Here is a 24598-nt window from a genome sequence, read left to right on the forward strand (position 1 = left end):
CGATTATAGCCAATTAACTAGCGGCCGAAGTAATCATCATTCTTATCCGTACGATTTGGATCTTCCAATGGAAACTCTTTTCTCATTGGGAAAGCAACCATATCATCAACGTTTAAGATCCGCCGAAGATCCGGGTGACCTTCAAAAATGATCCCGTAAAAATCATACGTTTCACGCTCCATCCAATTAGCCCCTAGAAATAAACCGGTAAGAGTGGTAATACGCGGAGCTGATTCAGGTAAAAAGACCTTAATCCGGACACGCACATTTTTTGTTAAGCTATGAAGATGGTAGATCACCCCTAATGCTAATTCTTGCTCAGGATAATGAACTCCACATATATCAGTCAAGTAACGAAACTTCAATTCTTCATCATTATATAAGAATTGAATCACGTTAAGTATATTCTCTTTTGTAGTACTAACAGTTAGTAAGTCGTGAGGTTCGCTTACGTCAAAAATAGCGTCTGCAAATTTATTTTGCAGTTTTTCGAGTATTAGTTGGTTGGTAACTTCTGCCATACTATTGAATTCCGTACTTTGCTAACAGTTGTTTGTATTCATCAGAATCTCTGCGTCGGATTGATTCATTCTGAACCAACTCCTGGATACGAGTTAATCCGTCGATAATTCCTTCAGGACGCGGAGGGCAACCCGGTACATAAACGTCAACCGGAATGATTTCATCAATACCTTGCAATACGCTATAAGTGTCAAACACACCACCACTTGAAGCACAAGCTCCTACAGCCATAACCCAACGAGGTTCTGCCATTTGCAAGTATACCTGGCGCAGAACAGGTGCCATTTTTTTGGCAATCGTTCCCATTACCATCAGTAAGTCAGCCTGACGAGGAGAGAAACTCAAACGTTCAGCTCCAAAACGGGCTAAATCATAGTGAGCACCCATTGTTGCCATAAATTCAATACCGCAACAAGAAGTAGCGAAAGGAAGTGGCCATAAAGAATACGAACGGGCCAAGCCCACTGCTTTATCCAGAGAGGTTGCAAAGAATCCAGCGCCTTCAATGCCCGGAGGGGCTTCAACCAATTTAATATCGCTCATACGATGAAATTTTTCTCAAAAACCTCTTTTAACAACTAAAAGAGTAACAAAAATACAACAATATTCAGACTATAATTGTTCTAGAGAACATAAAGACCTTTTTAGAATGATTCTAAGAAGGCTATTCCCATTTAAGGGCACCCTTTTTGATGATATAAATGAACCCTACAAGCAAAAATGCCATAAAGGTGAACATTTGCATCATGCCAATAAAGCCCAACTCTTTAAAGTTTACGGCCCATGGATACATAAAGATTACCTCTACGTCGAACAAAACGAATAAAATTGCCACCAGGAAGTATTTAATAGACATTGGTTGACGAGCATTTCCCTGAACCTCAACACCCGACTCAAATGGGGTTAATTTATCAGACGTTTTGCGTTTAGGACCGATAAGGTGTGTTGCCAACATTGTAACTGCCACAAATCCAATTGCTACAAAAAATTGGAATGCTATAGGCGCGTAGTTTAAAGGCAACTGCTCGAGTAATAACATAATGTACGTTTTTATGGATTTTTTGCAAAAATAAGAAAGAGAAGGTAAGTTTAAAACAAACCTTCTCTTTAGTTGAATATTTTATTGAGAAATTTTTACTCGAAAATGCTTATTGGCTGATTACTTGTTCTTTCCGCCTGGTTTATTTAAAGCATTTAATACCTCCTGAGCCTGCTTATCATTCGGATCTAACTCTAGAATCTTGCTAAAGTATCCTTTTGACGCCGTAATATCTTTCTGAATGGTGTATGTATAATCACCCATATAGCGATAAGCTTCAATTAATGACTTAGCATTTTTAGCTTTATCTGCCTCCCCTAATTCAATAACTTTCTCATAGAAAGGCTTTGCTAATGCTTCCTTGTTAGACTCGTCAAGCTTATAATTTGCTTGTCCTCTGTATAAATAACCCGGAACATAAGTAGGGCTTAACTCATTTACTTTAGCAAATGCACTATCTGCCTTTTTATAATCCTTCGAGTATAAAGCTGCTAAACCATAATAAAGATAATCAGTTGGAGTTTTCTTAGCTGGAGTAGCAATGTATTTTTCGTAGGTTGAAATAGCTAATGGGAAATTTTTGGCCGTAAAACTCATTTTACCTAACATTGGGTACAAATCAACTTTAGAAGGATCTTTTTCTAATGCTTTTTGCAAATAGTTGATCGCCAATGAGTCCATTTTATTTTCAGACAAAATTTTTGCCATGTACTCATAATCAGAAGTAATTACACCTGATGCTGCTTGTTTTTGGAAAAACGTATTCATTGCATCATAGGCTTCTTTAGGCTTCTTGATCTCATAGGCTGAATAAGCTAATAAACGATACATCACCGGTTTAACCTGGCAAGTTTTCATCAACATATTGATCTCATCGTAAGCAGATTGATACTGTTTAGCCAAGAATAATGTTGAAGCATAGCGAGTCTGTGAGTTACAAGAAGCATCAGTCAATGGCATATACTTGTTCTTGTAAATATCAATAGCCTTGCTATACTGAGCTGATGAATAATATAATTCAGCTAACTCACGGTAAGCAGGAGCATATTTATCATCAATTGAAAGTGCCTTTTCTAAAGGAGCCATTGCCGACTCATAACTTTGAGCACCGCGGTAAATATGTGATTGAGCTACATACGCACGCAGATAATTCTTATCTAAATCAAGTGCTTTGTTATAATTCGCGATTGCATTGTTAGCATCCTTTTTTAACAAATAAGCATCACCTAAAGCTGTATAAACTTCAGCACTTTTGGGAGCAATTTTCTTAGCTTGCTCTACATAGCTGATTGCAGTTTCAATGGAAGCTGCATCACCATCTTCACCTGCTAATGCATAAGCTCTTGCAGTTTCAAGATACGGGCGATAGTCCTTTTCCTTCTGACCTAAAGCAATAGCTTTATCAAATAAAGGTTTTGCCTGTGCAAAATTTTTATTCAAAATATTCAACTTTCCTTGTCCCACATAATTTAGTGGAAATTGGGGATTTGTTGCCACACCTTTATCAAAAAATACTTGAGCTGAGTCTAGCTCTAACGTTTTTAAATAAACGTCACCTAAGTAATACTGACTCTCAGCTGCAGTTTCAGGGTTTTGAGCAAGTTTACCCAAAATCGCCTTTGCCTTTTCAAACTGTTCTACTTCAATGGCTTTTCTGGCATCGCTGATCGACTGAGCATATACTACTCCGGTCATAAAAAACAACGCCGCAGATATGTTCAAAGCCCTTTTAATCATTTTCATAATAACTAATTATTTTACTGAAACAAACTATTATCAAGTTGAACCAAGCGAATTGGCATTGTAACAGGAACCAGTCCAGACTTTAAAACAATTCGCTGCCCCTTATCACTTACTACAAAAGCTACAAAACCTGTACCTAAGCCCATGTGCGACTCTCTACTCAAAACATAAACCCTTCTTACTAAGGGATAAAATTTTTGAGCAATATATGCCTGGTACGGTTTTCTATACTCTCCAAAGCCTGGTTGATCCGGATCCGGTGAAACAGCTACAACTTTAATTTTCTTAAGAAATCCATTAACAGTTGCATCATCTGCATCACTAATCCAATTCACACCAATTACACCCAATGCATTTTTGTGTTTGCTAACGTAATCAATTACTTCAGCATTCGTTTTCATAGCAAAGAAGTTTTTTGCAGAAAATTGATCTTTTCCTGCTATCTCCTTCATGTAGCGTACAGTACTTGAATTTGGATTATCAAATACTACAGAAATTTCGTCTTTTGATAGCTTGTCATTAAGGTCACTCCATTTAACAGCTGAACCATTAAACACATCTCTGACATCATTCATTGAAAGTGTAGAATCATTGTTTGCAGGATTAACAATTAAAGCAACTGCATCAATGGCAAACTTATGGCTTCTTACTACAATATTATTTGCTTTTAGAGGTTTTAACTCTTCATCTGTAAGTTCTCTTGTAACAACAGCTACTCGGGCTGAATCCTTTAACAAATCATTTATTGCGTCGGTTTCCGACTTATAATGCGCATTGATTTTAGCCTTAGGGTAAATTGAGTGCATCACATCAAGTTCAGCTTCAATAATCGGCTGAAATGTTTCATCTACCGAAATACTGATTTCGCCTGATGTCGTAGTATCAAGAGGTTTTTGCTTATCTTTTTGATTGCTATTTGTACAGCTAAAAGTAAAAATTGCAACCAGCGCGAACACCAACCCAGTGCTTTTCTTATTTAAAAGAGAACTATTCATATTCGGAATTCTTTTTGACAAGTCGATAACATCTGAACGCACCATACAAAATAAGGGCGCATCCCAAGATTAATTTTCTGTCTTTAGGCAACCCGGCAAGTACTGTAGGCATAAAAATGACCATTGCTCCCAGTACGAAATAAGCTGCGATAAAGGCTACCCCTAAAATTAGCAAAAATCGCTCTTTCGGCGATTTTTGCTTAAAGTTATTCTCAGATTTCTGCTCCATCAGAGCTTTCAAATTTGATTTAATAATTAGTCCAAACGGAACATAATTGGTAAGTTGAAGTGAACCCTAACGGCTTTACCATTTTGCTTACCTGCTTTCCATTTTGGCATGGCTTTTACCACACGTACCGCTTCTTCGTCGCAACCTGAGCCAATACCACGCAATACTTGTACGTCAGTGATTGAACCATCTTTCTCAACAACGAAAGAAACAGTTACACGACCTTGAACACCGTTTTCACGAGCCATAGGAGGGTAACGAAGGGTTTTACCAATGAATTTACCGATCTGATCCATACCGCCTGGGTACTCCGGACTTTCTTCTACGTGGTAGAAGATTTCTTGAGTATCCTCAACAGCTTCACCTCCACCTGTTCCTACTACAGGTTCTTCAATTTTAGGCGGAGCATCATCGTTACCTTTTACGGTTTGAGTACTAACTTCAGCCTTAATTTCCTCTTGAACCGGAGGTGGTTCATCCACTACCTTCTTATCCTCAACAACTACTGGTGGCGTAAACTTAATAGTTGAACGTACCGGTGGTGGCGGTGGTTCTGATGGTGGTGGTGGTGGTGGTGGTTGAGTTTTGTCCACCGGAGGTGGAGCCATCAACTCGTTGGCCTGTACCACTTTTATATCGTTATCTTCAGGCATTACACCTGAGATTAACTTAGCAATTACTGGAGCAGCAACGCAAAGAGAGAAGAAGACAATGGCCAATACAGTCCCTTTCTTCATGTTTTTAGAGTACGACTTACGAAGATCGTAAGCACCATACGCTTTATTACGTCCCTCAAAAACGTGCTCGCACCACCTGCTATCTTCTAAATCAATTTTTCCTGCCATTTTTTGACAATGTTTTTATCTTACTTTTTAACGTAAGGATTTTCATTAATCATTTTCAGATCACCAGGTGCAATATCAACAATGGCATAACGACCAATGTTGGTAATGTTCATCTCATCCAAGATGTCCACAAGGTTTTTATACCTTGATTTATCGTCTGATTTTATCAATACGATAATGCCATCTTTAAATGCCTTAATTCTGGATACGTTCTTTTTGTAAGTCTCTTCATTTATCCTCTTCTCCTTCAACATAGTTCTATAAATGCTGATTGAATCAATTGAAGGGTTACGTTTTTTACTTTCTTCTAATAATATTTTACGAATACCATTACGAGAATAGTCCGTTACCAAAGGATTTTGAACCTTATCACCTATACCAAAATAGTAGACGATCTGATCTTTGCCTGTTAAAAGGATAGTCATAGCCTGAGATTCTTTGATCTTAGTTTGATCATCGACATTCATTTTCTCATCCTTGAAAGGCATATTAATCTCCATTGTTGAGGGTTTACTCATTGAAGTGGTCAACATGAAGAAAGTAATCAGTAGGAAACCCAAGTCAACCATGGGAGTAAAATCTACCCTGGTTGAAAGTTTCTTGCCTCTTTTCTTTCCACCTTTATGTTTGCCACCGCCCCCGGAGGTATCTATATCTGCCATTGCTCAAATTTCTTTTTAAGAGTTCAACACTATTGTGGAGCTTGCTCCATATTGGTAATAAAGTTAAAACGGTTTGCTTTTTGAGCCTGCAACGTAGAAATGATGTTTTTTACAACAGGGTAATTGGCATCACGGTCGCCTTTAATAGCAATAACTGCGGTGCTATTAGTTACACGACGTGCTTCAATTAACCAGTCTTTCAATTCATTTGTCGCATTTTGAGTAGAGTCACAAGGAACACCTTTTGCTTGTTCATTGTATGCCTTGCGTTGATCTTTGTTCATTGCTAAATAACTTTTTAACTCGTTAAGTGGAGTTCCAAAGTTAGCTAACTGACCAAATTCCTCTTTCTCTTGTGGCGTGAAAGTAATCTGTCTTTTAGAAGCTATATTATCCAGTAGGGCTTTTCTAAATTCAATTCCTTCTAATCCAAAGAAGATTCTGCCATTTTTGTCAAGCGTAATCTGAATTACTTTGGATTCAGGAAGTTTTATTTCCGACGTAGAAGACGGGGTATCAACAATCACTGCTTCCTCAGGCTTAAACTGTGTTGCCAACATAAAGAAGGTCAACAACAGGAAAGCCACGTCGGTCATAGCGGTCATGTCGACATATGTACTTTTACGTGGAACTTTAACTTTTCCCATCTATTTTTCTATTAATTAACGAATAAATATTGTATTAATTGTCTGGTTACTAATACCTAAACAAGAATTTCTTATTTATGTTTAGCAGCAAAAGTTTGAATAATGCTATAACCAGCTTCGTCAATTGCGTAAGTAATAGTATCGATACGAGTTGTAAAGTAAGCGTAGAATACAGTTGCAAGAGCTGAGTTACCGATACCTAATGCAGTATTGATAAGTGCCTCAGAGATACCAACCGCTAGAGCTGCTGAATCTGGAGCTCCACTGTTACCTAATGCCGAGAACGCTTTAATCATACCTAATACAGTACCTAATAGAGCGAATAGAGTTGATACTGATGCTAAAGTTGCAGTAATAACCAAGTTTTTCTCTAACATAGGTAATTCAAGAGTAGTTGACTCTTCAATTTCTTTCTGAATAGCTAAAATTCTTTGGTCAACATCTAAACCAGCTTCGTTTTCCATCTCTTTGTATTTAACCAAAGTAGATTTAACAACGTTAGCAACTGAACCTTTTTGAATGTCGCACTCTTTGATAGCTGCGTCAACGTTACCAGCGCCTAATAATGAGCGGATCTTAGAAACGAAAGCCTGAGCTGAACCTTTACCTGAAGCTGCAGAGATTGTAATTAAACGCTCAATTGCTACGGTTAGGTTAATTAATACCAATGACAATAGAATTGGAACTACATAACCACCCATGTACACAAGACCCAAATAGTGTCCAGCACCTTCTGCTATAGGATGTCCACCTACTACTCCACCCTCAAAGTTTGACGGGTTACCTAAAACGAAAATGTAAATCAAGATACCTACCGCGATACAGGTAGGGATTACCCAAGCCGCAAAATTTGAATTGAACTTAGCGTTCTCTACTTTTTTAGCTGTTTGTTGTGCTGCGTTTGCCATTGTTTTTAAAAAATTTAATTAATCTTTAATTACTTAATTAAGTTTCAATTATGCTATTTATTTTTTTGAGCGTTTGCAAAAATATTAGTTTTTCGATAATAAAAAATTTTTTTTCAACGATTCTTAATTATTTAACATTTAGCCAAAAGCCTCGTTGTCAAAATTATATTTTTCCGAACCGTGAAAAAAGCGATAAAAATAGCTTTCCTACTATTAACGAATCATTAACAATTGCATTGTGTTAAGTTAAAGATTCAATTAACAAAAATAAACCATTTAATATCAATAATTTACACTATTCTATTTTATTTACATTATTTTATTTCTATTAAAATCAGCATCCTTTCTAGTTGAGTGTCTTTCAAATTTTACCAATCTTACAAATTTATGTTTATGTGAAGATGGCGAAATTTAATAACAATTACATCCTTTTCGTCTGACAATAGTCACAAGATATCTTTTATATTTTGATATTGTACCGCTTGCAGGCAATAAATTTTGTATAAAATTTAGTTTTTATACATAAAAACAAAGTCCCGGCAAGCCGGGACTTATTGCAAACACAAACTATTATAAAAGATTAAACTTGAACAGATACTACTGGTAATGCTTCTTTCATTTCATTACTAGCAACATCTGCAAATTGTTCAAAATTTTTGATGAAGCGATTTGCCAAATCATTTGCTTTTTGGTCATATGCTTCTTTATTTTCCCAGGTATTACGCGGGTTCAACACTTCAGAAGGTACATTCGGACAAGATACTGGCGTGTGAAGACCGAATATTGTATCCGTTATGTATTCAACATTATTAAGCTCTCCTTTTAATGCCGCTGTGATCATGGCACGTGTGTAAGAAAGCTTCATACGGGAACCTATTCCATAAGGACCTCCTGTCCAACCTGTATTAATCAACCATACATTTACGTTGTGTTCATCCATTTTCTTTCCTAACAGATCTGCATAACGTGTTGGATGCAATGGCAAGAACGCCTTACCGAATCCAGCAGAGAAAGTTGCCTGTGGTTCAGTTACTCCAGCTTCTGTTCCGGCTACTTTTGCAGTATACCCCGAAATGAAGTGGAACATTGCTTGTGATTTGGAAAGCTTTGAAATTGGAGGTAAAACTCCAAATGCATCAGCTGTTAAAAAGAATATATTCCTAGGTGTACTTCCTACAGAAGGTTTTACCGCGTTATCAATATAATCTATAGGATATGATACACGTGTGTTTTCCGTTACTTCAATATTAGAGAAATCGACAGTCGAAGTACCTGCAAAGCAGCGTGTATTTTCTAATAGTGATCCGAATTTAATGGCATTATATATCTGTGGTTCTTTTTCTGCGGTAAGGTCTACACATTTAGCATAGCAACCTCCTTCAAAATTAAACACCGTATCCCCTGCCCAACCATGCTCATCATCACCGATAAGCGCTCTTTCCGGATCGGCAGACAAGGTTGTTTTACCTGTACCGGATAATCCAAAGAAAATGGCAGTATCTCCATCTTTACCAATATTAGCAGAGCAATGCATTGACAGCACTTGCTTCTGATGTGGTAAAATAAAGTTGAGTGCAGAGAAAATTCCTTTCTTGATCTCACCTGTATAACCGGTACCACCAATAATGATCATTTTGCGTGTAAAGTTTAATACAGCAAAATTGTGTTGGCGAGTTCCATCGATTTCAGGATCAGCTTTAAATCCAGGAGCAGCAATGATTGTCCATTCCGGATCAAATTTTTCAATTTCTTCTTTGGTAGGGCGAAGAAACAAGTTATTAGCGAATAAACTCTGGTAAGCTGTTTCAGTAACAACACGAATATTCAGACGATAATTTTGGTCTGCACATGCATAAGCATCACGAACAAAAACCTCTTTGCCTCCTAAATACGCTTGTAAGCGATGCAATAAATGATCGAATTTTGTTGGCTCGAATTTGATGTTGATATCACCCCACCATACGGCGTCCTCAGTAATATCATCACAAACGATAAAGCGATCTTTGGGAGAGCGTCCGGTAAATTCGCCGGTGTCAATTGATAATGCGCCAGAATCCACCAAATGTCCTTCCCCGCGACAAATGGCCTCTTCAACAAGTTCGGCTGGTGATAAGTTCCAATAGGCGGCGGCTACATTACTCAAGCCAATAGCAGACAATGTAGCATGCGGAGCCTTGAATCCTAATTCATTCTCCATAAAAAAGTTATTTGATTGATTGGTAAGGCAAAAATGTGCAAAATAGGCTAAAAAGCCAAATTCACTTTGTCTATAAAAGGTAGATAGCGTTTAAAATACACTATTTAAAAAATGCCTTTAAATTAAATAGGAGAAGAATTTAGAAGTGAATATTAACCACCAATTTTTTTTACTTTATAATTAAGTTTTTGCAGAATTTCCATAATCTTTTCTCGGAAGTCACCTTGAACAAGAATTTCTCCGTCTTTTACTGTCCCTCCGACACCACATTTTGACTTCAACATTTTACCTAAATCCTGAAGATCAGTATCAGTACCGATAAAACCTGTAACTAATGTGACCGCCTTTCCTCCTCGTTGTTTTTTATCTAGTTGTACTCGTAAATTTTGTTGGTTCGGAGGCAGTGTTTCCTGAACTTCGTTATCCTCAAACTGGTATTCAAAGTTTGGATCTGTTGAAAACATAATCCCTGAAATATTCTTATTCTTTTTCATCTCAGTATAGTATCAATACTTTCGTTTATGATGCCCTTCTCTGGGGTATACTATATAAATATTGGTTATTTTTGTTTCTTTAAAGTGCTATTAGAACTTTAAAGAAAAGGGCTTATTTGCCTATCAGGTTAATAATCAAAACTATAATGAAGGCACCAAGACTTTAAGTGAAAGTGGCCTTATTTTAATATCGATTTGCCCATTTAGCATTTTAGGTTCCCCATCAAGGTGAACAGCGCCATTTTCTTTCCGTATTACTTTTATTTCTTTAGCCTTTATAACTTCCACAAAAGCCGACCGATGTGCGGTGCCTGACATAAGTCGCCATGCTAACATCGGGAACTGATAAAATGGAAACGGCTTAACGATTGCCACATCTAATAGTCCGTCAGAAATATCTGCCAAAGGCGCAATGTGTGCATTGTTACCGAATTGAGTTGAATTAGCAAAGCTGATCATGAATGCCTTTTTACTCATTGACTTTCCATCAACTGTTAACTCATAGTCATCGGAATTGTAATTATTCAACTCCCTGAAAACAGATTTAACATAGCCTGATAATCCACGTTTTTTATTATGAGCAAACATGGCACTGATATGAGCATCGAAACCAACACCTGCCATATTAAAAAATGGCTCCCCATTTAAAGTAGCTGTATCAATAACTTTTACAGTGTTCTGGTTTAAAACATCAATCGCCTTTTTCACGTCCATTGGAATGCGAAGGTGACGAGCTAAACCATTTCCAGAGCCAAATGGAATTATTCCTAATTCGGCATTAGCATTAATACTCATTATGCCTTTCGCAACTTCATTAACGGTTCCGTCTCCTCCAACAGCAGCAACTGTGTCAAAGCCTAAATGAACAGCCGAACGAGATAATTTTCGAGCATGATCAACGGCGTTTGAATAAGCCATTTCATACTCGTACTTTTCATGATCTAAATTATCAATGATGAGTTGCTCAACACGTTTCTTACTTTTACCTCCTGAAATGGGGTTTATTACAAACAGAATATTTTTCCGCACTTTAATGTTGTTAACAGATTACAAAGATGAATAAAATATACCGTGTTTTGAATACTGACTTATGTGTAAAAATGAGTACCTATTTTATATATCTATCAATCCTATAGATTAAATATTTTATAATTAATTATTCGGATATAAAATATTTACTAATTTTGCGCCAGTTAGTGGACTGATTTGATTGCTTGCAACCACGTTAAAAAAATGCTAAAAACTAATAATCTGCATTTTTTCCTCACAAGAAGCACATCAGTTAATAAAATTTACCAAATAGATTTTTAGAAGTATATGGCTTATTTATTCACTTCGGAGTCAGTATCAGAAGGACATCCGGATAAAGTTGCCGATCAAATTTCAGATGCTTTAATTGATAACTTTCTGGCTTTTGATCCGAATTCGAAGGTTGCTTGTGAAACACTTGTTACCACTGGTCAGGTTGTTTTAGCAGGAGAGGTTAAATCTAAAACGTATTTAGATGTACAGCAAATAGCCCGTGATGTTATTCGCAAAATTGGTTACACCAAAAGTGAATACATGTTCGAAGCCAATTCGTGCGGTGTATTGTCGGCTATTCATGAGCAATCAAGTGATATAAACCAAGGTGTTGAGCGAACAAAACCTGAAGATCAGGGTGCGGGCGACCAGGGAATGATGTTTGGTTATGCCACAAACGAAACCGATAACTATATGCCTTTGGCGTTAGATATTGCTCATCAACTATTAATTGAACTTGCTGCATTGCGTCGCGAAAATAAGGATATCACTTATTTACGTCCAGATGCTAAATCGCAGGTAACGATTGAATATTCGGATGACCACAAACCTGTTCGTATTGATGCGATCGTTGTTTCAACTCAACATGATGAATTCGATACAGAAGACGTGATGGCTAAGAAGATTACTGATGATATCATTAATATTTTGATTCCTCGTGTTAAGGCTAAGCAAAAACCGGAGATTCAAAAGTTATTCACTGATAATATCAACTACCATATTAATCCAACCGGTAAGTTTGTTATTGGCGGTCCACATGGCGACACCGGATTAACGGGCCGTAAGATCATCGTTGATACTTATGGTGGTAAAGGAGCTCATGGTGGCGGCGCATTCTCGGGTAAAGATCCATCAAAAGTTGACCGTTCTGCAGCTTATGCAACTCGTCATATTGCAAAAAACCTGGTAGCATCAGGTGTTTGTAGTGAAGCTTTGGTACAAGTATCTTATGCTATTGGCGTTGCAAAGCCAATGGGATTATATGTAAATACCTATGGATCTGCTAAAGTTGGCTTAACTGATGGTGAAATTGCTAATAAACTGAGTGAAATTTTTGATATGCGTCCTTATTTTATTGAAGAACGCTTAAAATTAAGAAATCCAATTTACCAGGAAACTGCGGCCTATGGTCACATGGGTCGTAAGAACGAAGTGGTAAGTAAGTCGTTCTCTTTACCTGATGGAAGATCAATTTCCAAAGAAGTGGAATTGTTCACCTGGGAAAAACTCGACTACGTAGATAAAATAAAACAAGCTTTCGGCTTATAGAAAATTGAATCCCTCCACTTAACTTGGAGGGATTTTTTATTTTTGCGCAATGCAAGAATCGATTAACCCATGGAAAACATTGAACTCAACCGAGATTTATGATAATCCTTGGATAAAATTAACAGAACACAGGGTGATAAATCCATCCGGTGGAAATGGGATATATGGTGTTGTTTCATTCAAAAATTACGCTATCGGCATTGTTCCAATTGATGGTGAAGGTAATATTTGGTTGGTGGGACAATACAGATATGCCACTAATGGTTATAGCTGGGAACTGCCGGAAGGTGGAGGACCGCTAGGAGTTGATCCTCTTGAATCTGCCAAACGTGAATTATTAGAAGAGACGGGGCTAAAAGCTGAAACCTGGAGCTTGGTTCAGGAGTTACATTTATCTAATTCAGTTTCTGATGAAAAAGCCTTTGTCTACCTTGCGCAGGGTTTAACCCAACATGAAGCCGAACCCGAAGAAACAGAGCAACTTTCAATAAAGAAAATTCATTTTAATGATGCTTTTAATATGGTAATGACCGGAGAAATCACCGATTCAATTACAGTAGCTGCCATCTTAAAAATTAAACACTTACTTTTTTAAATTCTTTTACAAAAAGCATGAAGAAACTATTCGGATATATATTAACCCCCATCTTTTATTTAGCTTTTGGCCTGATGTTAGGCATATTTCATATTGTTCAGATAATTGCTCTAAAGGTTTTTGGGAGAGAAGCTCATAAAAAATCGGTTGATATTCTTAACTTTTTCCTTTTATACAGTTTGATTATTCTTGGAACAAGAATAAGCGTAAATTTTAAGTTTACACCTCCAACTGATCGCCCTATAATATTTACTGCCAATCACCAAAGTATGTTTGACATACCTGGCATCATCTGGTTTCTCCGTCATTATTATCCCAAATTTGTTTCAAAAATTGAATTAGGAAAAGGTATACCAAGTATTTCTTACAACTTGCGACACAGCGGAGCTGCATTAATTAATCGCAAAGATTCTAAACAGGCATTAACAGAAATCGCCAAACTAGGAAAACTCATTTCACAGCATAACTATGGCGTGGCCATTTTCCCTGAAGGAACACGTTCCAAAAATGGAACAATGAAACGCTTTGCAATTGGCGGAATAAACGTATTGTTAAAGAAAGCTCCAAATTCCTTAATTGTTCCGATTGCCATCAAAAACACTTGGAAACTAAATCGTTGGGGTAAATTCCCAATGTCGGTTGGTGAACATGTAAGCTGGACTGTACTTCCGGGCATTGAACCAGAAGGAAAGGAAATGGAGACTATTGTACAAGAAGCCGAAGATGCAGTAAAAGCAGAGGTTAACTAATTACAGGTATTGGATTGCACCTTATTAATTATGTAATCCAATACCCAAAATACCTAAATTAATCTATTGACTATCAGTAAAATATTTTAGTAAATTAGGTTATTCAATCTAAAAAAAGAATGAAAAACCTATTCTTACTAATTGTACTGCCTATAATTCTCACGGGCAGCTCATCTTCTGTAATTATCTCTAAAGAAAGCCTTCAAACTAAAGCACCCTCATCTATTCCGCTTTGCTATGGGTTTTCAATTGACATGGCAGATACTTCGAGGCCAGCCTTATACAATGGCTTAGGAATGCATCATTTAAAGGTCAGTACCAAAAATGATTTTGCAGCCAAATATTTCAATCAGGGAATCATTCTTTACTATGGCTTTAATCACCCGGAAGCTTACAGGTCATTTAAAGAAGCAGCCCGATTAGATCCTGAAATGGCCATGGCTTATTGGGGACAGGCATTAAGTATGGGTCCAAACATTAATATGCCAATGGATCCCACAAAAACTGAAGAGGTTTATCAGCTAGTTCAAAAGGCATTGTCATTAAAAGGCAAAAGCACTGAAACGGAGCAGGCCTACATTGATGCAATTGCTAAGCGCTACAGCAAAGACCCCAAAGCAGACAGAGTGCAGCTTGATAAGGATTATGCCGCCGCAATGAAACTCGTGAAAGAAAAATATCCTTCAGATCTTGATGCATTAACCTTATATGCCGAATCGCTAATGGATATTCATCCCTGGGATTTTTGGACTGCTGAAGGAAAACCTAAACCTTGGACAAATGAAATAGTTGAAACATTAGAGACCGTGCTCAAGAAAGATCCAAGTCATGTCGGCGCCAATCATTTCTACATACATGCGGTAGAAGCATCTGACAAGCCGGGCCGGGGTCTCGCTTCCGCAGATCGTCTTCAAACATTGGTTCCAGGTGCTGGACATTTGGTACACATGCCTTCACATATTTATGTGCAAACCGGACAATATGATAAAGGGTCTTCTGTAAACAGAGAAGCTATATCAGTGGATACTAAAAGCCTTAAGGATGGTATGAAAAGCGTTGCTTATCCGGAGCATAATATTCATTTTTTATACACCACCCTGGCATTGGAAGGAAAAAGTAAAGAAGCCCTGGCCAATGCAAGATTACTACAAAAATCAATTCCTCCGGAATTTCTTGACGATCCCCTTTTCTCCGGTTATGCACAGCATCTGTATTCAACTTATTACTTTGCAATGGTACGATTTGGTTTATGGGATGACATTTTAAAAGAGAAAGCTCCAGCCGAAAAATATAAATACCTGCAGGGTCTGTATCATTATGCAAAAGGCATGGCATATGTAAAAACCAATAAGCCAGATAGTGTTCTAAAAGAACATTCGGAATTACTGGGGCTTATTGCCGCAAAAGAAATGCAAGAGTTAGCCATATGGCAAACCAACACTGCATCCAAATTACTCCAGATTGCTGCTGATGTGTTAGAAGGTGAATTTTATGCTGCAAAGAAAGATTATTCAAAAGCACTCTTACCCTTACAAAAAGCCATAAAACAAGAAGATGCATTAGTTTACAATGAACCCTTTGACTGGCCTAATCCGGTAAGAAATAATTACGGGGCAATTTTATTGGAAAACAACAGATTTACAGAAGCTGAATCAGTTTATAATAAAGCGTTAAAGAAATATCCCGATAATGGTTGGTCTTTATTTGGTTTATATCAAACTCTTAAAGCTGAAAACAAAACATCAGAAGCCGAAATCATAAAAAAAAGATATGATAAAGCCTTTGCCAATAGTGATCTTAAACTAACTAGTTCGAGATTTTAATTTTTTTTGAATTAACATGCAACATTCACAAAGATGAGTGCGTCTGATAGAAAAATAAAACTAATACAGCATATGAACCTATTAAAGAAATCACTTTTTGCACTAGCGTTAACAGTATCCACGTCAGCAGTTGCGTTGGACTCCTTTGCAGTTTCCGGAACCCATTATATCAATACTCCCCTATCTGAGAAAACAGAAACCCGTGAAGTTGAAGCGTTCAATGGAATATCAGTTTCAACAGGAATTGATGTGTTTATCGCTCAGGGAAATGCTGAAAAAGTAACCGTTACTGCCGATGACGATATTATTTCATCCATCAAAACTGAAGTAAAGGGCGGAATATTGAATATATATGTAGATAAGAAAAACAACAAAAGCTGGTCATGGACACGAAACAACACCATGAAAGTTTACCTGACAGTAAAGGAATTAAACTCAATAACGGCATCAAGCGGCTCGGATGTTTCGACTACCAATACACTAAAATCAGCCAAATTATTTGTTCAATCATCAAGTGGTTCTGATATAAATCTTGCACTTGACGCAGGTGATCTTATTTGTGAGTCTTCAAGCGGCTCCGATATGAAACTTAGCGGAATTGCGAAGTCTCTTAATGTAAAATCATCAAGCGGAAGTGATATTTCTGCTTATGAACTTACTTCTGAAGTTTGCGTAGCAAATGCAAGCAGCGGCTCAGACATCGAAGTAACTGTTACCAAGCAGCTAACAGCTCATGCTAGTAGCGGAGGCGATGTATCCTATAAAGGGAACCCGCAGAATGTGGTAAAAAATGAATCCAGCGGTGGCGACGTAAGTCATAACTAAGCACAGCAACTATTTAAATTACATATAACAGAAAACGGGCGACAATGATTGTCGCCCGTTTCTTTATATTTTAAATCGTTGGTGTCTGTATGGAATCTCTACCTGGTTAAAGCCTTGCAAATGAAGTTTTTCTTTAAATTCTCTCTGCACTTCATATTCTCCATGTACCAGAAAAACCTCCTTCACTTTTGAAGGATTCTGACATGAAAGAAACCTGGAAAGATCTTTATAATCACCATGAGCACTTAATGAGTCGATTTTCCCGACTTCAGCTTTCACCTCAAACCGACTACCAAAAATCCTCACAACCTCCTGATTATTTAATAAACGCCCCGCCAAAGATCCAGGCTCACAATATCCAACCATCAATATGGTGTTTCTACTATCGCTAATGTTATTTGCGATATGATGCTTAACCCGGCCAGCTTCTGCCATACCCGAAGAAGAAATAATAATGCACGGATTTTTACGGGAATTTAATGCCTTTGACTCTTCAACATCCTCGATAAAATGCAATCTTAAAAAGTCGAATGGGTCTTTATCGTATTGAAGTGTTCTTCCTACATCTTCATTATAATACTGAGGGTAGCTTTTAATAATTTTAGTCGTTCTTTCTGAGAGAGGACTATCTACAAATACATCAACAGGCGGTAATTCGCCTAGATTCTCAAGATTATTCAGTACATACAGCACCTCTTGGGTTCTCCCCACACTAAATGCCGGAATAATCAACTTACCACCTTTGTCAACACAGGTGTGCCTAATGTATTTTAACAGTTCTCGTTCGGTTGGAGCAGCATCCTCATGCAGCGAATTCCCGTAGGTAGATTCCAGCAAAATATAGTCAGCCTGCGGAAACGTCTCAGGAGATCGTAATATTTCAGCACCATAGCGACCAACATCCCCACTGAATGTTATTCTTGCGGTTCTCCCTTGATCTTTAATTGTAAGATGTACAGCAGCACTGCCAATAATGTGACCAGCATCGGTAAAAAGCACTTCAATATCCCTGTCAATTTTATTATGGACGCCGTACTCAATAGCAACAAACTGATCGAAGCAGGCCTCTGCATCCTGTGTGGTATAAAGGGGCTTTAATAGCGGTTTTCCTTCGCGTTTCCTTTTTTTATTAAGATAATTGATATCTGCTTCCTGAATCCTGGCCGAATCTAATAGCAACAATTTTGTTAAATCAACGGTAGCGGGTGTACAAAATATCTTACCGTTATATCCCTCTTTAACCAAGCGGGGAATTAGTCCACAATGATCAATATGTGCATGAGAAAGTATTAAATAATCGACATCCTTGGGGTCAAATCCAAAGTGACTATTCATAACCTCCGTTTCAGCTCCACTTCCCTGAAACATTCCACAGTCCAAAAGAATTTGTTTTCCTGATTCTGTCCTTATTAAATGCTTACTCCCTGTTACATTTTGAGCAGCTCCGTGAAATGTTATATACATAGAAAACGGTTGAGTGTATTTTAAATTTAAGTTATTCAACAGGACAATGCAATATGCATTATCCTGTTGAATAAGTATTATTGGCGTAAGGGCTTAGGAAAAACAATTAAGCTTTCATGTCCCTTATCATCCACGGATTGGACACCAAAGAAGTAATTGTCTTTTGAATAAGGCAGTTTAACCTGATTGGTTTCAACGAATAATTTTTTCTCCCAAAAAGGGCTTGTTGTTTCGCGCAGTAACACGTAATAGCCTTTAGGTTTTTGTCCTTGTGGTATGCCCCAGGCCAATTCGGTAAAATTAGTAAGTTGCTTTGTTAGAATGCTTACATTCTGCGGTTCTTGTGGCGCCTTTGCTAAATTGGCTAATGTCGCAGCATTAATGCCGGTTACTTTTTTCAAATAACCAAAATCCACAAATTCAGAAAGGTCCCCATAATTTCTTCCATTTTCAGTTCTTAAGTCCTGATGCTGACGATCGAAGTTTTCATTCATCTCCGTAAACCTGATCGCAGCAAAGCCGGCATTGCTAAATGGAGTATGATCGCCACCGCGCAGATAACGATCTTTTCTAAAGATAAGTTTAACCTCCATATTATCAACATAACGTTCACCTACCTCCTTCACATAACGTGAAAACTGCCGTGCCGGACTATCATTTTCACCTCCTGCTTGCTGACGTTGTAATGCCATCGGCCCTGTTTCTGCTGCAGGAACACCCTCACTAAATACTCGCAGTCTCAGGTTATCTTTCAGATCTGTTTCAGCACCATAACTATTGCCAACAATATCATTGGTAATCATTCCCTTTATTTCCCATTTCTCTTCAATCGCTCTTTTCGCCAGGTTTGCAGAACCCAACAGCCCTTGCTCTTCGCCAGTTACACAGGCAAAAATGATCGTAGCATTAAACTTATGCTTACTCATTACCCGTGCAAGCTCCATTACCGCCACTGTCCCTGATCCATCATCGTTCGCGCCAGGGGCTGTAATCGTATCATTATTGACATTCGATGCCCTTGAATCAAAGTGACCACTAACAATAAAAACCCTTTTATCGGCAGGGTCTGTTCCCGGCAAAATGGCAAGCACATTTTTTAATTCGGCTTTCTTGGTAATCCGGTTACCATCAGGTTCAACAAAGAACGTATCGTACTCAACCTTAAGCCGTCCTCCACTCTCTTTTGAATACCGTTGAAATTCAGAAAATATCCACCGCCTTGCAGCACCAATTCCCTTTATTGCAGAAGTGGTATCACTTAAGGTATGTCTTGTCCCAAATGAAACCAACTTATTGTTTAAAGCTTGCAGATTTTCAACAGAAATTTCATCAACAATTGATTTGATTTCCGAATCACGAACAATAATATCTTGCGCCTGTCCCCAAAGTGCAACAACAGAAAACAGGAATGAAAAACAATACTTCCTCATTACTCAATAACTGTTATATGTAAACCAGACGACGCATTATTCTGATGCATCACACGGATAGTTGCCTTTTGAAAATCATCATCATTGGCCTGATAAATATTCTCAACAAACTTCTGTGGATTTCTGTCGACCAGTGGAAACCATGTACTTTGTACTTGAACCATGATCTTATGTCCTTTTTTAAACGTATGCATTACATCCGGAAGGTAGAATTTAACTTGCTCTGTCTTACCTGGCGTTAATGCTTCAGGTTTCTCATAGCTGTTACGATATCGAGCACGCATTACCTCTCCACGTACCAACATTTGATATCCGCCAATAAGAACTTCTTTGTTGTTTAATTGATAGCTTTTCAAAGAGTCGGGATATACATCAATAACCTTTACAATAAAATCACCGTCGGTGCCAGTGGTAGAAATAAACAGATCAGCATTCAATGGTCCTGCAAGCGTAATATCCTTCTCTAATACATTTGTTTCGTACACCAATACATCCGGACGACGGCTGGCAAAACGTTGATCGTCGATCATGTATTCCCGGGTACGTTTTATTCCGACACCATCCTGATAGGGCACAGGTTTTGACGGATCACTAATATATTCGTCGGAACCGTTTGCTGTTGTTGGTGCATCAAAGGCCAATTTTCCATTAGACTGGAAATAAAGAGTTTTCTGTTTGCTCTCAACCGGAGGCCATGCAGCGAATTTCTGCCATTTGTCGGCTCCGATGTCAAACGTTAATGCTTCCGGTATGTCCGGACTACCGACTCCTTTAAGGTGATATACAAAGAATGGTAGTTCCACATTTTGTTGATACCAAATACTTGTTGCCGATCCGAATTTTATATCACCAAAATAAGAACCATCACTTCTCATCCAACCACCATGAAACCAAGGTCCCATTACTAATGTATTGGTGGTTTTTGGGTTATTCTTCTCAATGGTTTTGTAAGTTTCAAGAGCTCCCCAGCAATCCTCCGCATCGAAAAAACCACCCACTACAAGCATGGCCGGTTTAATATCTTTCATAAACTGGCGAATATCCCGTGCTTTCCAAAAACTGTCATAATCAGGATGTGCCACCATATCTTTGTAAAAAGCTACATTCCCTTTAAACATTTCCGCTTCAATATTCTTCAACGCCCCTTTACTTAAATAGAAGTTATATGCATCCGAACTTTTCATTTGGTAACCCCTTGGCCATTCTGTTACAGGTATAGGGCGAGGAAGGCCAAATGACGAATAAAAAGCAAAAGCATCCATCATGAAGAATGCTCCGTTGTGATGAAAATCATCTCCCAAAAACCAATTTGTAACCGGGGCTTGAGGAGAAACCGCTTTTATAGCCGGATGTCCGGACAATGCAGCTGTAGTTGAATAGAATCCTGGATAAGAAATACCATAAACACCTATTTTTCCATTATTATTTGCTACATTTTTCACTAACCAATCGACGGTATCATACGTATCGGTTGATTCATCAATTGCCGTTTTTGATTTTGTGGTCAATTGAGGACGGATATTTTCATATTCTCCTTCTGACATGAACTTACCCCTTACATCCTGGTAAACGAATATGAATCCTTCACGTAATGCAAACGGAGATGGCCCCAATGTAAGCTTATATTTTCCCTCACCATAAGGACCAATAGAATAAGGTGTTCTGTTTAAAAGGAAGGGATACTTTTTGGTTTTATCCTTTGGAGAGTAGACAATAGTAAACAATTTCTTGCCGTCTCGCATGGTGATCTGACACTCTTTCTTTTCGTAATTATTAATAACAAACGCCGAATCTGATTCTTGTGCAACAGCTGAAAAACTAATTGACATAAACAGAAAAAGCGCCACGAACAGGTAGTAAATCTTCTTCATATAACTATTTAAGTTGTGCTTGAAAAGTAAATATAAAGGGTAATCGCTAAATATTGATCAATAGTTAAAATGTAACAAAATTGTGATTAATTAGCCTTTCAGCTGTTAATCTAAAACCATCGTTATGCATTTGATTATGAATATTTATAATCTGTTTATGGAAATTTCGTACTAGAGCATCTGAATAAATAAAGAAATTATGAAAATGAAAAATCTCATCTGCTTAACAATCGGTTTATTTATATGCTTAAATGGAATGGCACAGGAAAAAGACTCTTATTTGTTTTCCAGTCAAATAAAAAAGAAACTGGAAAAAGATTCTGTAAACTGGAAATATCAAATAGCGGCATGGGATTATTCATTTATTGGCGAGTATCATGAGGCACTAAAATGTTGGGATATCCAGAGCAAACCTCAACAAGATACCCTAAATCATAATGACCAACTCCGCTTCATTAACTATCACCCGGTAAATGCACAAGACTATATTATTGCAAAGGCCCAAACCGAAAGAATTCTAATTATAAATGAAGCTCATCATATTCCAAGGCACCGAGTATTTACAACCTCCTTGCTTGAAAAATTATATGCGCAAGGGTACAGATTTATTGGATTTGAGGCACTGGATTCAAAGGATACATTAATTAATGAGCGAAAATATCCTGTTCATATTAGCGGTTTTTATACAGAAGAACCACAACTTGGAAATCTAATAAGAGCAGCTTTAAAAATCGGCTTTACTGTTTTTAATTATGAAGCCGAAAACGGGAAGAATGGAAAGGAAAGAGAAATTGAAGAAGCTCAAAACATTAAAAAGATAGTAGATAAAAATCCAAATGCCAAGCTAATTATTTATTGTGGTTTTGATCATCTAAAAGAAGGTTATGTGAAAAATTGGGATAAAGCTATGGCAGGCCGATTGGCGGAATACACGGGCATTAATCCATTTACTGTTAACCAAGTGGCTTTAACTGAGAAGAGTGATAGTAATTATGAATCTCCCTTATATCGTTTTATAAATGCTAAGGAATCATCGGTATTCGTTGATTCGGAACAATCCGTTTTTTGCGACCTTGAAAACGCTAAACAATTTGATATTGCTGTTTACCACCCAGTAACATCCTATATCAACGGTCGACCAGATTGGTTGTATTTAAATGGGAAACGACAGAAAGTGCAAATTCTCCATTCATCTTCCCTAATTTTTCCAGCACTAGTCTATGCTTTCCATATAGGGGAAGATATCAATACTGCCATACCCGCTGATTTAATTGAGCTAAAAAATGAAAAAGATAGGCGTCCATTGGTACTTGATGTTGGAAGCTATGTAGTAAAAATCAAAAGTATAAATGGACGGGAGGAATATTTTAATGTTACTTTAAGGCAGGCACAAAATTAACTAACTATGGAAATTAAAGAACTTGCCAAAGCTTTTGTTTTTTGTTTAATTCCTTGTGGAATTTTGCATTTTTTTCATCATACAACAAAACCTTTTGTATTATGATACCATTCAACGATTCACCCAAATGGATTTTCTGGAAATACCTAATTCATATTTGCCTGGGACTAATCCTTATTTATGCTGCTTATAGTGTTAAGAAGAAAGCTCAAAACACACCTAGTATCAACGCAAGAAGTGTTCAATATCTGCCTGAGCCTTTAATTGAAAAGGATACCTTAACGAATCCGGACATCATTATTGATTCAAAAGAGTCTAAGCCAAATGCAGATACTTCAAACCCATTGTCTCAGGAAATTTTTAATACTTATGAAACTCCTCCTGAATTTCCGGGTGGAAATGACAGAATAGCAATCTTCATGAAGAAAAACATCCAATATCCGAAAGAGGCTATAAAAAGCAATATTGGAGGAAGAGTTACGATTTCGTTTACAATTAAGGCAAATGGCAAAATAACAAACATACAGCTGCTTCGGGGGATTGGGTATGGTTGTGATGAGGAAGCTCTGCGGCTTGTTAAACTAATGCCAAAATGGAAGCCAGGGACAATAAACAATGTTCCAAGAGAATGGCATTACAATTTGCCTATAATATTTAATTCAAGAGATATTAAATAGTCAAGATTGCTTAATATTTAACTTTTTCAATCGTTATAGGGCCAATCTACAGCTCGATAGCATGCTACTAATCTATAAACAAAAAAAACGGCAGAGGATTCTGCCGTTTTTCTATTCTATAAATTGCACCAATTAGTGTGCTGCATTTGCTGTTAAATAATCGCGATTCATACGAGCAATGTTCTCTAAAGAAATTCCTTTAGGACACTCAACCTCGCAAGCACCAGTATTGGTACAGTTACCAAAACCTTCTTTATCCATTTGAGCTACCATGTCTTGTACACGACGATAACGCTCAGGTTGGCCTTGTGGCAATAATGCTAATTGAGAAACTTTAGCTGAAACGAATAACATTGCAGAAGCATTTTTACACGTAGCCACACAAGCTCCACAGCCAATACAAGCAGCTGCTTCAAATGATTTATCTGCGTCTTCTTTTGAGATCGGAAGAGCATTTGCATCTTGCGCATTACCTGTATTTACAGACACGAAACCACCTGCTGCAATAATACGGTCAAATGCAGAGCGATCCACTATTAAATCCTTAATTACCGGAAAAGCAGTAGCTCTCCATGGCTCTACTACAACCGTTTCGCCATCCTTAAATGAACGCATATGCAACTGGCAAGTTGTAATACCTTCTTTAGGACCATGTGGGCGGCCATTAATATACATTGAACAGGCACCGCAAATACCTTCACGACAATCGTGATCAAATGCGATAGGCTCCTGACCCTTCTCTACTAAGTCTTCGTTTAACACGTCGAACATTTCAAGGAATGACATATCAGGCGATACGTCTTTAACAGGGTAAGTAACCAGTTCTCCTTTTTGATTTCCGTTTTTCTGACGCCAAACTTTCAGCGTCAGGTTCATATTTCCGTCACTCATTTTTATAGAATTTGGAAATTTG

24 protein-coding genes are annotated in these 24598 nt (G+C 37.7%); 7 read left to right on the forward strand and 17 right to left on the reverse strand.

The features are described 5' to 3' along the window. Positions 1–17 precede the first annotated feature (17 nt). The 13 genes from SOLCA_RS18310 to SOLCA_RS18370 form a co-directional block, all read right to left on the reverse strand. The gene (locus SOLCA_RS18310; RefSeq protein WP_014681961.1) at positions 18–521 is read right to left on the reverse strand and encodes an NADH-quinone oxidoreductase subunit C; all 504 of its coding nucleotides are present in this window, start codon (positions 519–521) and stop codon (positions 18–20) included. 1 nt (position 522) lies between these two features. Beyond that, the gene (locus SOLCA_RS18315) at positions 523–1065 is read right to left on the reverse strand and encodes an NADH-quinone oxidoreductase subunit B (protein ID WP_014681962.1); all 543 of its coding nucleotides are present in this window, start codon (positions 1063–1065) and stop codon (positions 523–525) included. A 121-nt stretch (positions 1066–1186) separates the two neighbouring features. Continuing rightward, positions 1187–1561, reverse strand: coding sequence for an NADH-quinone oxidoreductase subunit A (locus tag SOLCA_RS18320; RefSeq protein WP_014681963.1), 375 nt, complete (start codon positions 1559–1561; stop codon positions 1187–1189). Between the two features lie 120 nt (positions 1562–1681). Then, positions 1682–3304 (reverse strand): tetratricopeptide repeat protein, encoded by a 1623-nt coding sequence (locus SOLCA_RS18325; protein ID WP_014681964.1) that lies wholly within the window; start codon positions 3302–3304, stop codon positions 1682–1684. Between the two features lie 14 nt (positions 3305–3318). Further along, positions 3319–4299, reverse strand: a complete 981-nt coding sequence (locus SOLCA_RS18330; protein WP_042480149.1) for a PstS family phosphate ABC transporter substrate-binding protein — start codon at positions 4297–4299, stop codon at positions 3319–3321. Beyond that, positions 4292–4528 carry a hypothetical protein gene (locus tag SOLCA_RS23280; RefSeq protein WP_014681966.1) on the reverse strand — a complete coding sequence of 79 codons (237 nt, stop codon included), beginning with the start codon at positions 4526–4528 and terminating at the stop codon, positions 4292–4294. Before SOLCA_RS23280 ends, SOLCA_RS18330 begins: the two co-directional genes overlap by 8 nt. A gap of 26 nt (positions 4529–4554) precedes the next feature. After that, positions 4555–5373 (reverse strand): energy transducer TonB, encoded by an 819-nt coding sequence (locus SOLCA_RS18340; RefSeq protein ID WP_014681967.1) that lies wholly within the window; start codon positions 5371–5373, stop codon positions 4555–4557. Between the two features lie 20 nt (positions 5374–5393). Beyond that, positions 5394–6035, reverse strand: coding sequence for an ExbD/TolR family protein (locus SOLCA_RS18345; RefSeq protein WP_014681968.1), 642 nt, complete (start codon positions 6033–6035; stop codon positions 5394–5396). A 29-nt stretch (positions 6036–6064) separates the two neighbouring features. Further along, on the reverse strand, positions 6065–6682 hold the full coding sequence (locus SOLCA_RS18350; RefSeq protein WP_014681969.1) for an ExbD/TolR family protein: 618 nt from the start codon (positions 6680–6682) through the stop codon (positions 6065–6067). Positions 6683–6753: 71 nt separating this feature from the next. After that, positions 6754–7590, reverse strand: a complete 837-nt coding sequence (locus SOLCA_RS18355; RefSeq protein ID WP_014681970.1) for a MotA/TolQ/ExbB proton channel family protein — start codon at positions 7588–7590, stop codon at positions 6754–6756. A 580-nt stretch (positions 7591–8170) separates the two neighbouring features. Continuing rightward, positions 8171–9787 (reverse strand): phosphoenolpyruvate carboxykinase (ATP), encoded by a 1617-nt coding sequence (gene pckA / locus SOLCA_RS18360; RefSeq protein WP_014681972.1) that lies wholly within the window; start codon positions 9785–9787, stop codon positions 8171–8173. A 152-nt stretch (positions 9788–9939) separates the two neighbouring features. After that, positions 9940–10281, reverse strand: a complete 342-nt coding sequence (locus tag SOLCA_RS18365) for a translation initiation factor (protein ID WP_014681973.1) — start codon at positions 10279–10281, stop codon at positions 9940–9942. A 141-nt stretch (positions 10282–10422) separates the two neighbouring features. Further along, on the reverse strand, positions 10423–11310 hold the full coding sequence (locus SOLCA_RS18370; RefSeq protein WP_014681974.1) for a diacylglycerol/lipid kinase family protein: 888 nt from the start codon (positions 11308–11310) through the stop codon (positions 10423–10425). A gap of 288 nt (positions 11311–11598) precedes the next feature. Here SOLCA_RS18370 and metK point away from each other — a divergent pair, with 288 nt between their 5' ends. The 5 genes from metK to SOLCA_RS18395 all read left to right on the forward strand — a co-directional run bounded on the left by metK (position 11599) and on the right by SOLCA_RS18395 (position 16844). Then, positions 11599–12852, forward strand: coding sequence for a methionine adenosyltransferase (metK, locus tag SOLCA_RS18375; RefSeq protein ID WP_014681975.1), 1254 nt, complete (start codon positions 11599–11601; stop codon positions 12850–12852). Positions 12853–12901: 49 nt separating this feature from the next. Beyond that, on the forward strand, positions 12902–13447 hold the full coding sequence (locus SOLCA_RS18380; protein ID WP_014681976.1) for an NUDIX domain-containing protein: 546 nt from the start codon (positions 12902–12904) through the stop codon (positions 13445–13447). Positions 13448–13464: 17 nt separating this feature from the next. Next, on the forward strand, positions 13465–14196 hold the full coding sequence (locus SOLCA_RS18385; RefSeq protein WP_014681977.1) for a lysophospholipid acyltransferase family protein: 732 nt from the start codon (positions 13465–13467) through the stop codon (positions 14194–14196). Between the two features lie 119 nt (positions 14197–14315). Continuing rightward, positions 14316–16019, forward strand: a complete 1704-nt coding sequence (locus SOLCA_RS18390) for a tetratricopeptide repeat protein (protein ID WP_014681978.1) — start codon at positions 14316–14318, stop codon at positions 16017–16019. A 72-nt stretch (positions 16020–16091) separates the two neighbouring features. Then, positions 16092–16844: a head GIN domain-containing protein gene (locus SOLCA_RS18395; RefSeq protein WP_014681979.1), complete on the forward strand. Its 753-nt coding sequence runs from the start codon at positions 16092–16094 to the stop codon at positions 16842–16844. 63 nt (positions 16845–16907) lie between these two features. Here SOLCA_RS18395 and SOLCA_RS18400 read toward each other — a convergent pair whose 3' ends face one another. The 3 genes from SOLCA_RS18400 to SOLCA_RS18410 all read right to left on the reverse strand — a co-directional run bounded on the left by SOLCA_RS18400 (position 16908) and on the right by SOLCA_RS18410 (position 21609). After that, positions 16908–18308: an MBL fold metallo-hydrolase RNA specificity domain-containing protein gene (locus SOLCA_RS18400; RefSeq protein ID WP_014681980.1), complete on the reverse strand. Its 1401-nt coding sequence runs from the start codon at positions 18306–18308 to the stop codon at positions 16908–16910. A 77-nt stretch (positions 18309–18385) separates the two neighbouring features. Continuing rightward, entirely contained in the window at positions 18386–19738 is a 1353-nt protein-coding gene (locus SOLCA_RS18405; protein ID WP_014681981.1) for a M20/M25/M40 family metallo-hydrolase, read from the reverse strand. Beyond that, positions 19738–21609 (reverse strand): CocE/NonD family hydrolase, encoded by a 1872-nt coding sequence (locus SOLCA_RS18410; RefSeq protein ID WP_014681982.1) that lies wholly within the window; start codon positions 21607–21609, stop codon positions 19738–19740. The genes SOLCA_RS18405 and SOLCA_RS18410 overlap by 1 nt, the downstream gene beginning before the upstream one ends. A gap of 205 nt (positions 21610–21814) precedes the next feature. On the opposite strand from SOLCA_RS18410, the gene SOLCA_RS18415 reads away from it, so the two are divergent. Both SOLCA_RS18415 and SOLCA_RS22525 read left to right on the forward strand, forming a co-directional pair. Continuing rightward, positions 21815–23008: a hypothetical protein gene (locus SOLCA_RS18415; RefSeq protein ID WP_157604602.1), complete on the forward strand. Its 1194-nt coding sequence runs from the start codon at positions 21815–21817 to the stop codon at positions 23006–23008. Positions 23009–23109: 101 nt separating this feature from the next. Continuing rightward, positions 23110–23685: an energy transducer TonB gene (locus SOLCA_RS22525; RefSeq protein ID WP_014681984.1), complete on the forward strand. Its 576-nt coding sequence runs from the start codon at positions 23110–23112 to the stop codon at positions 23683–23685. Positions 23686–23817: 132 nt separating this feature from the next. On the opposite strand, the gene SOLCA_RS18425 is transcribed toward SOLCA_RS22525, so the two are convergent. After that, on the reverse strand, positions 23818–24576 hold the full coding sequence (locus SOLCA_RS18425; protein WP_014681985.1) for a succinate dehydrogenase/fumarate reductase iron-sulfur subunit: 759 nt from the start codon (positions 24574–24576) through the stop codon (positions 23818–23820). Positions 24577–24598 lie beyond the last annotated feature (22 nt).

This window comes from Solitalea canadensis DSM 3403, assembly GCF_000242635.2.
In the GTDB taxonomy this organism is placed as follows: domain Bacteria; phylum Bacteroidota; class Bacteroidia; order Sphingobacteriales; family Sphingobacteriaceae; genus Solitalea; species Solitalea canadensis.